This is a genomic window from Streptococcus sp. 477 (assembly GCF_013277295.1).
Taxonomy (GTDB): Bacteria; Bacillota; Bacilli; order Lactobacillales; family Streptococcaceae; genus Streptococcus; species Streptococcus pseudopneumoniae.
This window is the reverse complement of the sequence record NZ_VMMQ01000014.1, coordinates 53,052-67,185: the sequence shown is the minus strand read 5'-3', so window position 1 is coordinate 67,185 and position 14,134 is coordinate 53,052. Positions and strand designations below refer to the sequence as shown.

11 protein-coding genes are annotated in these 14,134 nt (G+C 42.2%); 9 read left to right on the top strand and 2 right to left on the bottom strand.

All coding sequences use genetic code 11. From position 1 onward, the window contains the following. The first annotated feature begins 236 nt into the window (after positions 1 to 236). Both HT691_RS02680 and alaS read left to right on the top strand, forming a co-directional pair. On the top strand, positions 237 to 722 hold the full coding sequence (locus HT691_RS02680; RefSeq protein WP_138706224.1) for an LURP-one-related/scramblase family protein: 486 nt from the start codon (positions 237 to 239) through the stop codon (positions 720 to 722). Between the two features lie 21 nt (positions 723 to 743). Beyond that, the gene (alaS, locus tag HT691_RS02675; RefSeq protein WP_000811774.1) at positions 744 to 3,362 is read left to right on the top strand and encodes an alanine--tRNA ligase; all 2,619 of its coding nucleotides are present in this window, start codon (positions 744 to 746) and stop codon (positions 3,360 to 3,362) included. Positions 3,363 to 3,451: 89 nt separating this feature from the next. Here alaS and HT691_RS02670 read toward each other — a convergent pair whose 3' ends face one another. Further along, on the bottom strand, positions 3,452 to 4,906 hold the full coding sequence (locus HT691_RS02670) for an alpha-amylase (protein WP_138706225.1): 1,455 nt from the start codon (positions 4,904 to 4,906) through the stop codon (positions 3,452 to 3,454). A 179-nt stretch (positions 4,907 to 5,085) separates the two neighbouring features. On the opposite strand from HT691_RS02670, the gene HT691_RS02665 reads away from it, so the two are divergent. From HT691_RS02665 to HT691_RS11615, 3 genes are all read left to right on the top strand, one after another. Beyond that, the gene (locus HT691_RS02665) at positions 5,086 to 5,835 is read left to right on the top strand and encodes an ABC transporter ATP-binding protein (RefSeq protein ID WP_000569210.1); all 750 of its coding nucleotides are present in this window, start codon (positions 5,086 to 5,088) and stop codon (positions 5,833 to 5,835) included. Then, the gene (locus HT691_RS02660) at positions 5,816 to 7,450 is read left to right on the top strand and encodes a hypothetical protein (RefSeq protein WP_001237593.1); all 1,635 of its coding nucleotides are present in this window, start codon (positions 5,816 to 5,818) and stop codon (positions 7,448 to 7,450) included. Before HT691_RS02665 ends, HT691_RS02660 begins: the two co-directional genes overlap by 20 nt. Positions 7,451 to 7,521: 71 nt before the next feature. Continuing rightward, entirely contained in the window at positions 7,522 to 7,782 is a 261-nt protein-coding gene (locus HT691_RS11615) for a hypothetical protein (protein ID WP_000590367.1), read from the top strand. Between the two features lie 316 nt (positions 7,783 to 8,098). Here HT691_RS11615 and HT691_RS02655 read toward each other — a convergent pair whose 3' ends face one another. Beyond that, entirely contained in the window at positions 8,099 to 10,216 is a 2,118-nt protein-coding gene (locus HT691_RS02655) for an LTA synthase family protein (protein ID WP_031243305.1), read from the bottom strand. A gap of 149 nt (positions 10,217 to 10,365) precedes the next feature. Between HT691_RS02655 and HT691_RS02650 the strand changes: the two genes are divergently transcribed. The 4 genes from HT691_RS02650 to aroB are packed head-to-tail and all read left to right on the top strand — an operon-like array spanning position 10,366 to position 14,133. After that, positions 10,366 to 11,529, top strand: a complete 1,164-nt coding sequence (locus tag HT691_RS02650) for a class I SAM-dependent rRNA methyltransferase (protein WP_031233545.1) — start codon at positions 10,366 to 10,368, stop codon at positions 11,527 to 11,529. Next, a complete protein-coding gene (aroD, locus tag HT691_RS02645) occupies positions 11,526 to 12,203 on the top strand; it encodes a type I 3-dehydroquinate dehydratase (RefSeq protein WP_000767767.1) in 678 nt (225 codons plus the stop codon). Before HT691_RS02650 ends, aroD begins: the two co-directional genes overlap by 4 nt. Then, positions 12,193 to 13,047 carry a shikimate dehydrogenase gene (locus HT691_RS02640; RefSeq protein WP_023932792.1) on the top strand — a complete coding sequence of 285 codons (855 nt, stop codon included), beginning with the start codon at positions 12,193 to 12,195 and terminating at the stop codon, positions 13,045 to 13,047. Before aroD ends, HT691_RS02640 begins: the two co-directional genes overlap by 11 nt. Before the next feature lie 18 nt (positions 13,048 to 13,065). Next, positions 13,066 to 14,133 carry a 3-dehydroquinate synthase gene (aroB, locus tag HT691_RS02635; RefSeq protein WP_000702126.1) on the top strand — a complete coding sequence of 356 codons (1,068 nt, stop codon included), beginning with the start codon at positions 13,066 to 13,068 and terminating at the stop codon, positions 14,131 to 14,133. The last annotated feature ends 1 nt before the right edge of the window (position 14,134 follow it).

Here is a 14,134-nt window from a genome sequence, read left to right as displayed (position 1 = left end):
TTTCCAGTTGACGTAGACTTAAAAAAACGTTATAATAAGAAAGTTGAGAATTGATTTTCTCTTGTCTTAGTCCAGAGAAATGGCGGTGCTGCGAGCCATCTAAGCTAGAAAGTCATGCTACTCAATTTAACAATTGCATAAGAACAAGAGAATGACAAGTTCATTGAATGAAGGTGGTACCGCGGTTTTTCGCCCTTCGTGATATGAGCTTGTCTTTTGATTTTTTGGAGGTGTTGATGAAAACATTTCTTGTCAAACAAAAGTTTCGTCTTGGAGGCGAACGCTTCGCTATCAAGGATGACAGGGGAGAAATCGCCTATCAGGTGGAGGGATCATTTTTTAAGATTCCCAAAACCTTTACCATCTATGATGCATTTGGTAACCAAGTCAGTGAGATTAGTAAAGAGATTTGGACTCTACTTCCTCGTTTTGAGATTCAGCTTCGGGATGGCTCGAGTTTTGTCATTCGCAAGAAGTTGACCTTCTGGCGAGATAAGTATGAGTTTGATAATCTGGGGCTTCGTGTCGAGGGCAATATCTGGGATTTGGATTTCAAATTGTTGGATGATCGCGATCAGCTGATTGCAGAAATTAAGAAGGAACTCTTCCATCTGACCTCTACCTATAACGTAACAGTCCTTGAGGACGCTTATGCAGACCTAGTCATTTCCCTCTGTGTCGCGATTGACTATGTGGAAATGCTGGAAAGCCAATCACATTAAACAAGTAAATAAGGAGACAATATGAAACAACTATCTAGTGCACAAGTACGCCAAATGTGGCTTGATTTCTGGGCGACCAAAGGTCACTCAGTAGAACCATCAGTGAGCTTGGTTCCTGTAAATGACCCAACTCTTTTGTGGATTAACTCTGGGGTAGCAACCCTTAAGAAATACTTTGACGGGACCATCATTCCTGAAAATCCACGTATTACCAATGCTCAAAAGGCTATCCGTACCAACGACATTGAAAACGTAGGAAAGACTGCGCGTCACCATACCATGTTTGAAATGTTGGGTAACTTCTCAATCGGGGATTACTTCCGTGATGAAGCTATCACTTGGGCTTATGAGCTTTTGACAAGCCCTGAGTGGTTTGACTTCCCAGCTGAAAAACTTTACATGACCTACTATCCAGACGATAAGGATTCTTACAACCGCTGGATTGAAGTGGGAGTGGATCCAAGTCACTTGATTCCAATCGAAGATAACTTCTGGGAAATTGGTGCGGGACCCTCTGGACCAGATACAGAGATTTTCTTTGACCGTGGAGAGGCTTTTGACCCAGAAAATATCGGTCTTCGCCTGCTTGCAGAAGATATCGAAAATGACCGTTATATCGAAATCTGGAACATCGTATTGTCACAATTTAACGCAGACCCTGCTGTTCCTCGTAGCGAATACAAGGAATTGCCACACAAGAACATTGATACGGGCGCTGGTTTGGAGCGTTTGGTGGCGGTTATCCAAGGGGCTAAGACCAACTTTGAAACGGACCTATTCATGCCGATCATTCGTGAAGTGGAGAAATTGTCTGGTAAGGTCTATGACCAAGATGGCGATAACATGAGCTTTAAGGTTATCGCTGACCACATCCGTTCTTTGTCATTTGCCATCGGTGATGGTGCCCTTCCAGGAAATGAAGGTCGTGGTTATGTCCTTCGTCGTCTCCTTCGTCGTGCCTCTATGCATGGTCAAAAATTGGGCATCAACGAGCCTTTCCTTTATAAACTCGTTCCAACTGTTGGAAAAATCATGGAAAGCTACTACCCAGAAGTGCTTGAAAAACGTGACTTTATTGAAAAAATCGTTAAGAGCGAGGAAGAGTCATTTGCTCGTACCCTACACTCAGGTCAACACTTTGCCCAAAGCATTGTAGCTGACTTGAAAGAAAAAGGTCAATCGGTCATCGCTGGTTCAGATGTATTCAAACTCTATGATACTTATGGATTCCCAGTTGAATTGACTGAAGAAATTGCTGAAGAAGCTGGTATGACTGTGGACCGTGAAGGTTTTGAAGCAGCCATGAAAGAACAGCAAGAACGCGCGCGTGCGTCAGCTGTCAAGGGTGGCTCAATGGGTATGCAAAATGAAACTCTTCAAAACATCACTGTAGAAAGTGTCTTCAACTACAATGCTAGCCAATTGTCTTCTAAATTGGTAGCTATCGTGGCGGACAATGCAGAAGTAGAAGCTGTTTCAGAAGGAACTGCCTCTCTTATCTTTGCGGAAACGTCATTTTATGCTGAAATGGGTGGACAGGTAGCTGACCACGGACAAATCTTGGATGAGTCAGGTAAGGTTGTGGCTACTGTGACCAATGTTCAGAAAGCCCCAAATGGTCAAGCCCTTCATACAGTTGAAGTCCTTGCACCGCTTGCCTTGAACCAAGAATATACCTTGGCAATTGATAGCAATCGCCGTCACCGTGTCATGAAAAACCACACTGCGACTCACTTGCTTCACGCTGCCCTTCACAATATCCTTGGAAACCACGCGACACAAGCAGGATCTCTTAACGAAGTTGAATTCCTTCGCTTTGACTTTACCCACTTCCAAGCAGTGACTGCTGAAGAATTGCGCGCGATTGAACAGCAAGTCAACGAGAAAATCTGGGAAGCTCTTGAAGTGAAGACAGTTGAAACGGATATTGACACTGCCAAAGAAATGGGAGCTATGGCCCTCTTTGGTGAGAAATACGGTAAAGAAGTCCGTGTTGTTACTATCGGTGACTACTCTATCGAGCTTTGTGGTGGTACCCACGTTGGCAACACTTCTGAAATTGGCCTCTTCAAGATTGTCAAAGAAGAAGGGATTGGATCAGGAACTCGCCGTATCTTGGCAGTGACTGGTAAGGAAGCCTTTGAAGCCTACCGTGAACAAGAAGATGCTCTTAAAGCAGTCGCAGCAACTCTTAAAGCACCTCAACTTAAAGAAGTACCTCACAAGGTAGAAGGACTTCAAGAACAACTTCGTCAATTGCAAAAAGAAAATGCTGAATTGAAAGAAAAGGCCGCAGCTGCAGCCGCAGGCGACATCTTCAAGGATGTTAAGGAAGTCAACGGTCACCGTTACATTGCTAGTCAAGTGTCTGTATCTGATGCTGGTGCCCTTCGTACTTTTGCAGATAACTGGAAACAAAAAGACTACTCTGATCTTCTTGTCCTAGTTGCCGCTATTGGTGATAAAGTCAATGTCCTTGTAGCAAGCAAGACAAAAGACCTTCATGCAGGAAACCTTGTCAAAGAATTAGCACCAATCGTTGATGGACGTGGTGGTGGTAAACCAGACATGGCCATGGCAGGAGGAAGCAACCAAGCTAAAATCCAAGAATTGTTGGATGCAGTAGCAGGTAAATTGTAATTGAGTAAAGATCTATCCATTTGGGTAGGTCTTTTTGTGAATGCAAAAAAGCCAAATCCGATTGGACCTGGCTTGGTTATTATGAACTATTAGATGGTATTGACTGCCCAGACACTTACGGATCTAGCTGAGACTGGGAATTGTCCATAACCTTCCTCATCGATTGTAACATGACTTTGGTGGTTTCCAAGTAAGTCTATGAAAGTTTGGTTAGCCCATTCTTGGCCGACAAACATTGACTTGCTGTTTTCTTGGTTATTTGAGATAAGGACTGCGATTGGGGATTGATGTTCAGCACCTGAACGTACCCAACCGATACAGTTTGCGTCATCAAAGTAGTCTGTTTGCTCTCCATAGGCCAAATCTTTTCGGATGGCTAGGAGACGGTCAAGGACTTCTTTGAAATCTTGTTGAGCATATTGCCCTGAAATCCCATAGTAGTCGCCGTAAAAGACACATGGAAGGCCATTTTGGCGTAACAGAATGAGGGCATAGGCTGCTGGTTTGAACCATTCTTCAACGGTAGACTCAAGAGCCTGACCTCGTTGTGTATCGTGGTTGTCGACAAAAGTCACAGCCTTGTCAGGTTTGAGTTCAACCAAGCTATCTGTGAAAATGCTACGAAGATCGTAGTTGGAACCTGCTCGACTAGCATCAAAGAGATTCTGGTGGAGACGAACATCGACAAGATCGAATCGTTCTTCCGTTTTTTCAAGATAGTCTAGGTTGGCTTCCTTGTCTGGGTTCCAAAATTCACCAAAAACGTAGAAATCGTCACCGTATTTTTCCTTTATATCACGGATAAAATTGCGCATAAAGAAAGAATCAATGTGCTTAACGGCATCCAAGCGGAAACCAGCTACACCAGTCGTCTCCATGAACCAGTCAGCCCAGTCATAGATATTTTGGATGACTTCAGGATGTTTAAAGTCTAGATCAGCATACATGAGGTAGTCGTAGTTACCGTTTTCGTTATCGACCAATTCCTCGTTAGCCCAGCCCTTGTTATCCCCTTGAATCAGATAAATCCCAGACTTTCGGCGTTTGGCATCATAGTCTGTACCGGTGAAGTGGTACCAGTGCCAGTGGAAGTCATTATAGGTATCTTGGCGACCATCGAAGGTAAAGCTAGTCCAGCCGTTGATGATGAAGGGTTCTCCGAGTTCGACTGTACGGTCAACAGGATCCACCTCAATAACCTGAAAGGCTTCCCTGTGATTGGCAGCAGCCTTGTGGTTGAGAACTACATCAGCCATAGGTTGAATTCCCTGTGCTTTTAGAGCTTGAATAGCTTGAAGATAGTCTTCTTTAAAACCATACTTGGTGCGGACAGTTCCTTTTTGGTTAAACTCTCCTAAGTCGAATAAGTCATAGACCCCATAGCCGACATCTTTTTCATTGGTAGCCTTGAAAGCTGGTGGCATCCAGACATGGCTGATACCGAGATCAGCTAGGTGTGGAGCATCTTCAGCCAGACGCGTCCAGTGCTGACCGTCGTGGGGCAGATACCATTCAAAGTATTGCATGAGTGTTTGATTTTGCATGATGTTTCCTCTTACTTGTCAATCTTGTTCTTTATTCTATCATAAAGTATCTCTTGGCGCAAACGTTTGCGTAAGAATAGAAGGAAACTATTGTATCTACTTAAAATAAAGTGTTGATTTTTTTGTATCAAAGTGCTAGTATAATAGTATGTGATATAGATAAAGATAGGAGTCATCCCATGATTGAATTTCAAAATGTTAGTAAGTTGTATGGTGATAAAGAGGCTTTGAGCAATCTCAATTTGCAGATTGAAAATGGGGAGATTATGGGCTTGATTGGCCATAATGGTGCTGGGAAATCGACCACCATAAAATCCCTAGTCAGTATCATTTCGCCCAGCAGTGGTCGTATTTTGGTAGATGGTCAGGAGTTATCGGAAAATCGCTTGGCTATTAAACGAAAGATTGGCTACGTAGCAGACTCGCCTGACTTATTTTTACGTTTAACGGCCAATGAATTTTGGGAATTGATTGCTTCATCCTATGGTCTGACTAGCTCTGACTTGGAGGCTAATCTAGCTAGGCTATTGAACGTTTTTGATTTTGCTGAAAATCGCTATCAGGTTATTGAAACCCTTTCTCACGGAATGCGTCAGAAAGTCTTTGTCATCGGGGCACTTTTGTCTGATCCTGATATTTGGGTTTTGGACGAACCCTTGACTGGTTTGGATCCCCAGGCTGCCTTTGATTTGAAGCAAATGATGAAGGAACATGTACAAAAAGGCAAGACGGTCTTGTTTTCAACTCATGTCCTAGAGGTAGCTGAGCAAGTCTGTGATCGGATTGCCATTTTGAAAAAGGGACATTTGATTTATTGTGGTAGCGTAGAGGACTTGAGAAAAGACCATCCAGACCAGTCTTTAGAAAGTATCTATCTTAGCCTTGCTGGTAGAAAAGAGGAGGTTTCAGATGCGTCTCAAGGTCATTAAAAAATTAGTTGATATCAATATCCTCTATTCATCTCAAGAAGCTAATCTGGCTAACCTACGAAAGAAGCAAGCTAAAAATCCTGGAAAAAAAGTAAATGTTTCCGCTAGAGTCCTAAGTTCTTACATTTTTTCCAGTCTCTTGATGCTCATCATGTTTATAAATATAGCCATTCATTTTCCTTTTGAGGAAATACCAAGTTTTTTTAGTAGCATGGTTGCTATTTTACTGGTGCTTGCCTTTTCAACTTCTTTCACTGCATTTTACAATGTCTTTTATGAGAGTAAGGACTTGGCATCGTATAGGCCCTATGCCTTTAAAGAATCAGAGATTATAATTGCTAAAGGACTGTCTGTTCTCTTGCCAGCTCTAACTGGAATTGTACCAATCCTAGCTTATTTTCTAGTCCTCTATATTAGGCTAGCTCCTTCTCTATGGCTGGGTTTGCCTTTGATGCTACTGTCCTTGACCCTATTATTTGTCTCTGTTACTTTAGTGATGGTAGTGGCAGTACATTTCTTGGCTCAGACTAGGGTCTTCAGAAAGTATCAGTCTATTTTTTCGAATGTGATGATTGGGATAGGAGTTCTCATACCTTTAATATATGTCTTCTTTCTACAGTCGACTTCTGGACGTATTGTTGACAAAGTTAGAGACATTCCATTTCTCCTTTATCCTATTCATCTCTTTTACAAAATAGCAGTGGAGCCTTTTTCGACAGAAGCCATCCTGGGTCTGCTCGCTTGGATAGGACTAACTGTCTTCGTGCTTTACTTGAGCAAAAAGAAGGTTTTTCCTCGTTTTTATGACGTGATTCTGCTTAACAGTGAGGAGAAGGTCAAGAAAGAACGTCGCAGTAAGGAGAGAATTTCAACTACTAAAAAGGGATTTTTCCGTATGGTTTTACGCTACCACCTCACCCTCTTGGGACAGGGGACTGGCGTGATTACAGTGCTTTTTACAAGTGCTTTCCTTCCTTATCTCATGATGATCGGTCTGATTTCCAAAATCCGAGATTCTCAGATAGTTCCAGACATTCATCCTCCATACTGGTTACCCTTGTTTTTTGTAGGAGTGTTTATAGCAGTTGTCAATAACAATATCACCAGCCTACATTCAATTGCCTTGTCCTTGGAGAGAGAAAATGTTGATTTTCTTAAGAGTTTACCCTTTGATTTTGCTTGTTATGTGAAAGTGAAATTTTGGATTATATTTGCTGTCCAGTCCTTTTTACCAGTTCTGACTTTATTTGGACTTTCTCTATATCTAGGCTTGCCCATCCTTTCGATGATTTACCTCCTTGTGGCATGGATCCTTGCCAGTGTCATCCTTTCTTGCCACAATTACTTTAAGGACGTGAAAAATCTGTCAACCAATTGGAGTAGCATTACGGACCTGGTAAACCGTTCAAATCGTATAGTAGCAATAGTTTTGATTTTTATTTATAGTGCAATCTTAATGGCCCTTGTAATAGGGAGCTTATTCTTGGTTCGGTCTCTCGTCCCTGTCCTTGCCATCAGCTTGGGAGTAGGAGTTCTTATCCTCTTGCTTGCTCTTGCTATTTTTGGCTATCATTACTACCTGTCACGCATATTGGCAGAAATAGAAAAAAGATGAGCTAGTTGGTCGCTTGCTTGATAAATTCAATTCGACAAACGCTTTTATAGTTTGTTAGAATGTAGTTGTAAATGATTAAGATTGGTAATCAAAAATATATAGGGAGGAATGTTTTGAATAAGAAATATAACATAGTTCTATTTTTGTTGTTTATAGTTTATTTATTGGGATATTTTTCAATTTCAAAAACTTTCATTCCTATAATGTGTGTGATCCAAGTATTTTTGATAGAACATATATTTAAAGTTCGAAATAGAATGATGCAAATAGGTGAAATTTTAATTATTGTTGCTTCTATGATATTATTTATTGATAGTATATTGAGTTTGTAACAAAAGTCTTCTCTATAGAATCAAATTTTCCAGATACCTGCTGAGGCTGATTTATCTTCTCTCTATGCCTTCTCATCTTTATTCTACTATCTACGTCACTAAACTTGACAGACACATATTGCAGGTACAGCCTCTCCAGCTACAATCTCAAAGTTAATACTCTTCGAAAATCTCTTCAAACCACGTCAGCTTTGCCTTGCCGTAGATATGGTTACTGACTTCGTNNTGCTTTGAGCAGCCTGCAGATCGCTTCCTAGTTTGCTCTTTGATTTTTGTTGATAAAAAGAAATGCTCCTCCAAGACGGAAGAGCATTTTTTATTGTGATTTTGATTCGGTTTCAGCCGACTCTGGGTGGAGTTCTTGGTAACTTGGTGCCTTGAAAAGGTCAGTACTAGTTTTGCCTTGTCGTTGGCTAAAGAGGCTGGTTGACTGACTACCTTTTTCCTGTTCAATCTTTTGCAGAATTGGCAAGGAATTGAGGTAAGAAATACTTTCAGTATCAACTTTTCCAAGATGATCTGCTTGGTAGAAACGTATCAAATCACCAGTTTGAATCTGGTCGCTGATTTTTAGCTGTTGGCTGGCTGCCTGCCGAACGCTTTCTAGTTCAGTTTGAGCTTGTTCATCAAGATTGCTGATTTCAAGACCGCTCTCAGTATAGTAGGTTCGTCCGTCGTAGCTGGTGTATTTTGGTGTGACGAAGGAATTGGCAGTTCGAAAGGCAACGATTTCTTGATGATCTGGAGACAGAAGGTCTTGGCCGACTTGAAGGAAGGAATTGGACTCAATACCAAGGAGGTGTTCGAGAGTCGGTAAGATATCGATTTGTCCACCGTAGGTATTGATGATTTGTCCTTTTTCATAGCCAGGCATGACCACCATAAAAGGCACCCGTTGCAACATGGCATTGTCGTAATTCGACCAGTTATCAGAAGTCTTTCCAATCAAGGGTGCCAGCTCAGGATTGCGGGAGTTGGAAATACCATAATGGTCTCCGTAAATGACGATGATGGATTTTTCATAGAGGCCACTTTCTTTGAGATAGTCAAAGAAGGCTTTAATGGCACTGTCCAGATAGTTGGCTGTTTGGAAGTAGCCATTGATTGTTTCATCTTTGGTTTTAGCCAGTGGGAAACCAAGCTCATCGCCAGTCAGATTGCTAGCATAGGGATAGTGATTGGACACCGTGATATACTTGGCATAAAAAGGCTGCTGCAAATGCTCCAGATACTGAATAGAATCTTTCATCATGATTTTATCATTTAAACCATATTGGAAAGAATTGCTACTGTCTTGCTTGGTGAAGTAGGATGCATCAAAGAAGTATTGATAGCCCCATTGTTTGTAGGTCGTATTTCGGTTCCAGAAGGTCCCAATATTGCCGTGAAAGACAGCACTGGATTGGTAGCCATTTTTTGATAGGATAAAAGGCGCAGCTTGCTGGGTATTGGTACCTCCATAGTTGACCATAAAGGAACCTTGGTCAAGTCCAAACAAACCAGTCTCCAGCATGGTTTCTGCATCTGAGGTCTTACCAGCCTTGACTTGGTTAAAGATATTCGAAAAGGCTAGGGTTGATTGCGAATGGTAGAGGGAGTTGAGGAAGGGAGTGACTTCATGCTCAGTTCCATCTATGTTGAGTTTATAGTCCAGCAGGAACTGTTGGAAACTCTCCAAGTGGAGATAAATCACATTTTTCCCTTTGGCTAAGCCGAAATAGTCTGGATTAGGTTTAGCCGAATGTTCTTGAATATAATCTGTAATAGGTTGCAGGTCGGTCTCAGAGGCCTTGGCACGTTCCTTGTTGGCACTGTATGATTGGTTGGCACTATAGCCTAAAAAGGCGGGTAAACTAAGGGCGCGAACAACATAATAATTCGAAAATCCTCGCGATAGGAGATCGGGACGCTCAATTTCAGCCAAGAAAAGGTTAGCTGAAAAGAGCAGGGCAGAGAGAGCAGTGATGGCAACACTGGAGCGGAATTTGAAAGGTCTCCTATCCAGCTGGATGAATTTTTTATAGAAAAGGAAAGCCAGCAGTGGGAAATCCATAAAATAGATGAAATCCCAAAAGCGCAGTAACTCTAATTCTGCAGTACCAACAGACACCTTGCTGACCACCTTCATGGTATTAGCCGTGATAAAGTCACTAAATTCTCGATAGTAAAAGACGTTGGAATAAAGCCAAATGAATAACAGGCTATAAATAGCTATACTCAGACCATAAAAGATTTTGGTTGACCGAGCATAGAGGGCTAGAGCTAGCAGGAGTAATCCCAAGGGAAGGGGATTGAAAAAGGCGATAAAGGCAAGGTAATTTCCCTGCAACTTGCCCACTTGAATATCTAAATTAAAGTCAACGGCATAGGCTAATAAGGTTTTGAGCCAATAGAGGATTAAAAGGGTTAGGACAAAACCCAGTCTGGTACCCATGGCTTTTTGGATTTTGTTAAAATTAATTCTCACACATTTACTTCCTAAATTTTTATTAGTATTAGTATACCATTTTTTAAAAGAAGAGTAAAAAAGCAAGGGTAGTTTCTTTTTTGAGAATTGGCTAAAAGTTTGATATAATGGTAGTTATGAATAGAATAAGAGTTAGCAAAAGGGTTGAAAAGAAGCTTGCTAAGGGGCTAGTTTTACTAGAAGCCAGTGATCTTGAGAATGTCAATCTTAAGGATCAGGAAGTAGAAGTGCAGGGTCAAGAAGGAACCTTTCTTGGGACTGCCTACCTTTCTCAGCAAAACAAGGGCTTGGGCTGGTTTGTTAGTAAGGACAAGGTGGCCTTCAATCAAGCTTTCTTTGAAATGCTGTTTAGACAAGCCAAAGAAAAGAGAAGCGCCTACTATCAAGATGATTTGACAACTGCCTTTCGTCTCTTCAACCAAGAGGGAGATGGCTTTGGGGGTCTGACAGTGGACCTTTATGGCGACTATGCTGTCTTTTCTTGGTATAACTCTTATGTTTATCAGATTCGTCAGACCATCTCAGAAGCCTTTAGACAGGTTTTTCCTGAGGTTTTAGGGGCCTATGAGAAGATCCGCTTTAAGGGTTTGGACTATGAATCTACCCATGTTTATGGTCAAGAAGCACCTGACTTTTTCACTGTTTTGGAAAATGGTGTCTTGTATCAAGTCTTTATGAATGATGGCTTGATGACAGGGATTTTCCTAGACCAGCACGAGGTTCGTGGTAGCTTGGTGGATGGATTGGCTATGGGTAAATCCTTGCTCAATATGTTTTCTTATACAGCAGCTTTTTCAGTAGCTGCGGCCATGGGAGGAGCAAACCAGACAACTTCGGTTGATTTAGCCAAACGTTCACGAGAATTGTCTCAAGCGCATTTTCAGGCAAATGGAATCAGCACAGACGACCATCGTTTTGTGGTCATGGATGTCTTTGAATATTTCAAGTATGCCAAACGAAAAGGCTTGACCTACGATGTGATTGTCCTAGATCCGCCTAGCTTTGCTCGGAACAAAAAACAAACCTTCTCTGTGGCCAAGGATTATCACAAGTTGATTTCCCAGAGTCTTGAGATTTTAAATCCTGGAGGGATTATCATTGCCAGTACCAATGCTGCCAATGTTTCCCGTCAGAAATTTACAGAACAAATTGATAAAGGCTTTGCAGGAAGAAGTTACCAGATTTTAAATAAATACGGTCTTCCAGCAGACTTCGCCTATAATAAAAAAGATGAAAGTAGTAATTACCTCAAGGTGATTAGTATGAAGGTTAGTAAATGAAATTAATCGTTTCAGTAATGCCAAGAAGTTTAGAGGAGGCCCAGGCTCTGGATGCCACGAGGTACCTGGATGCCGACATCATTGAATGGCGTGCCGACTATCTGCCTAAAGAAGCGATTTTGCAGGTGGCTCCAGCTATTTTTGAAAAATTCGCAGGTCGTGAGTTGGTTTTCACGCTACGAACTCGCTCTGAAGGGGGAGAAATTGACCTTTCTTCAGAAGAATATATCCATTTAATCAAGGAAGTGGTGCAACTCTATCAACCAGACTATATTGATTTTGAGTACTATAGCTACAAGGATGTTTTTGAGGAAATGCTGGACTTCCCAAATCTCGTTTTGAGTTACCACAATTTCCAAGAAACACCTGAAAATATGATGGAAATCTTGTCAGAGTTGACGAGCCTAAATCCAAAACTTGTCAAGGTTGCGGTGATGGCTCATACGGAGCAGGATGTGCTAGACTTGATGAACTATACACGGGGCTTTAAAACTCTCAATCCTGAGCAGGAATATGTAACTATTTCTATGGGTAAGGTGGGCAAGGTTTCTCGTATCACTGCGGATGTGACTGGTTCGAGTTGGTCTTTTGCCAGTCTGGATGAGGCTAGTGCCCCTGGTCAGATTTCTCTAGCTAGCATGAAAAAAATCAGGGAGATTTTGGATGAAGCTTGATGGCTATACACGTTTAGCTGCAGTTGTTGCCAATCCTATTAAACATTCTATTTCTCCCTTCATCCACAATAGGGCCTTTGAGGCGACAGCTACCAATGGTGTTTATGTTGCTTGGGAGATTGAAGCGGGTGATTTGGCAGAAACAGTAGCCAATATTTGTCGCTACCAGATGTTTGGCATCAATCTGTCCATGCCCTATAAGGAGCAGGTGATTCCTTATTTGGACGGGCTGAGCGATGAGGTGCGCTTGATTGGTGCGGTCAATACGGTTGTCAATGAGAATGGGAATTTGATTGGATATAATACAGATGGCAAGGGATTCTTTAAGAGTTTGCCTTCTTTTACAATTACAGGTAAGAAGATGACCCTGCTGGGTGCAGGTGGTGCGGCCAAGTCCATTATAGCGCAAGCCATTTTGGATGGTGTCAGTCAGATTTCGGTCTTTGTTCGTTCCGTTTCTATGGAAAAAACAAGACCTCACCTAGACAAGTTACAGGAGCAGACAGGCTTTAAAGTGGACTTGTATGCTTTAGAAGATGTTTCGGAACTGCAAGCAAGGATTGCCGATTCGGGCTTACTGGTCAATGCGACTAGTGTGGGCATGGATGGTCAATCATCCCCAGTTCCAGAAAACATCAATCTGACAGAGACTCTCTTGGTCGCAGATATCATTTACCAACCCTTTGAAACGCCATTTTTGAAATGGGCTAGAAGTCAGGGCAATCCAGCAGTCAATGGTCTGGGAATGTTGCTCTATCAAGCTGCAGAAGCTTTTCAACTGTGGACAGGCAAGGAAATGCCGACAGAAGAGATTTGGCAGTCTTTAACAGAAAAATACCAATAAAGAAAGGGAGACTCTCCTATGAAAATCAGAATCGATATTCCTCATCATCCTTATGATATTCAGATTGAAAAAGGTTGTCTGGCTCAGGCTGGTCAATGGTTGCGAGAACTATGGCAACCACAAAAAGTGCTCATCGTAACAGACAACCATGTAGCTTCTCTTTATGCTGAGAAGGTCAAACTCAGCCTAGAAGATGCTGGTTTTCAGGTAGCTGTTTTTGACTTTTTAGAAGGGGAAGAAAGAAAGAATTTAACTACTGTTCAGAAAGTATATGAATTTCTAGTTAAGCAGGGGTTGACTCGTAGCGATGGAATCGTGGCTCTCGGCGGTGGTGTCGTTGGGGACCTGGCTGGTTTTGTAGCCTCTACCTATATGCGGGGTATTCACTTTGTTCAGATTCCGACCAGTTTAACTGCCCAGGTGGATTCGTCTATCGGTGGAAAGACAGGCGTTAACACTCCATTTGCTAAGAATATGGTGGGTACCTTTGCCCAACCAGATGGGGTTCTGATTGACCCGCTTGTCCTTGAAACGCTTGGAAAAAGAGAGTTGATTGAAGGGATGGGGGAGGTCATCAAGTATGGCTTGATTGAGGATCCAGAACTGTGGGCTCTTTTGACGGAGCTGGATGGTTCTGTTGAGAGCATTCTGGAACATGCAGAGACCTTGATTGAACATTCTTGTCAGGTCAAGCGCAAGATGGTAGTTGAGGATGAGTTGGACAATGGTGTTCGCCTTTACCTCAATTTTGGCCACACCATTGGTCATGCCATTGAAGCGACGGCTGGGTATGGGAAAGTCATGCATGGTGAAGCTGTTGCCATGGGAATGGTGCAGATTTCCAAGGTGGCTGAGGAAAAAGGCCTTATGCCAGAAGGAATAACTCAGTCCATTACAGCTATGTGTCAGAAATTTGGCTTGCCTGTTGACTATGAAAACTGGGATGTTGACAAGCTTTATCAGGCTTTGACTCATGACAAGAAAGCGCGTGGCAACATCTTGAAATTGGTCTTGGTGCCAGAGCTTGGTTCAGCGACCATTCACCCAGTTTCTCTGGAAGAGATGAAAGACTACTTGGTAAAATAAG

Coding starts and splice junctions, on each gene's coding strand:
- HT691_RS02650 (WP_031233545.1), top strand. CDS start 10,366: ATGAATAGAATAAGAGTTAGCAAAAGGGTTGAAAAGAAGCTTGCTAAG.
- aroD (WP_000767767.1), top strand. CDS start 11,526: ATGAAATTAATCGTTTCAGTAATGCCAAGAAGTTTAGAGGAGGCCCAG.
- HT691_RS02640 (WP_023932792.1), top strand. CDS start 12,193: ATGAAGCTTGATGGCTATACACGTTTAGCTGCAGTTGTTGCCAATCCT.
- HT691_RS02680 (WP_138706224.1), top strand. CDS start 237: ATGAAAACATTTCTTGTCAAACAAAAGTTTCGTCTTGGAGGCGAACGC.
- HT691_RS02660 (WP_001237593.1), top strand. CDS start 5,816: ATGCGTCTCAAGGTCATTAAAAAATTAGTTGATATCAATATCCTCTAT.
- aroB (WP_000702126.1), top strand. CDS start 13,066: ATGAAAATCAGAATCGATATTCCTCATCATCCTTATGATATTCAGATT.
- HT691_RS02670 (WP_138706225.1), bottom strand. CDS start 4,906: ATGCAAAATCAAACACTCATGCAATACTTTGAATGGTATCTGCCCCAC.
- alaS (WP_000811774.1), top strand. CDS start 744: ATGAAACAACTATCTAGTGCACAAGTACGCCAAATGTGGCTTGATTTC.
- HT691_RS11615 (WP_000590367.1), top strand. CDS start 7,522: ATGATTAAGATTGGTAATCAAAAATATATAGGGAGGAATGTTTTGAAT.
- HT691_RS02655 (WP_031243305.1), bottom strand. CDS start 10,216: ATGGGTACCAGACTGGGTTTTGTCCTAACCCTTTTAATCCTCTATTGG.
- HT691_RS02665 (WP_000569210.1), top strand. CDS start 5,086: ATGATTGAATTTCAAAATGTTAGTAAGTTGTATGGTGATAAAGAGGCT.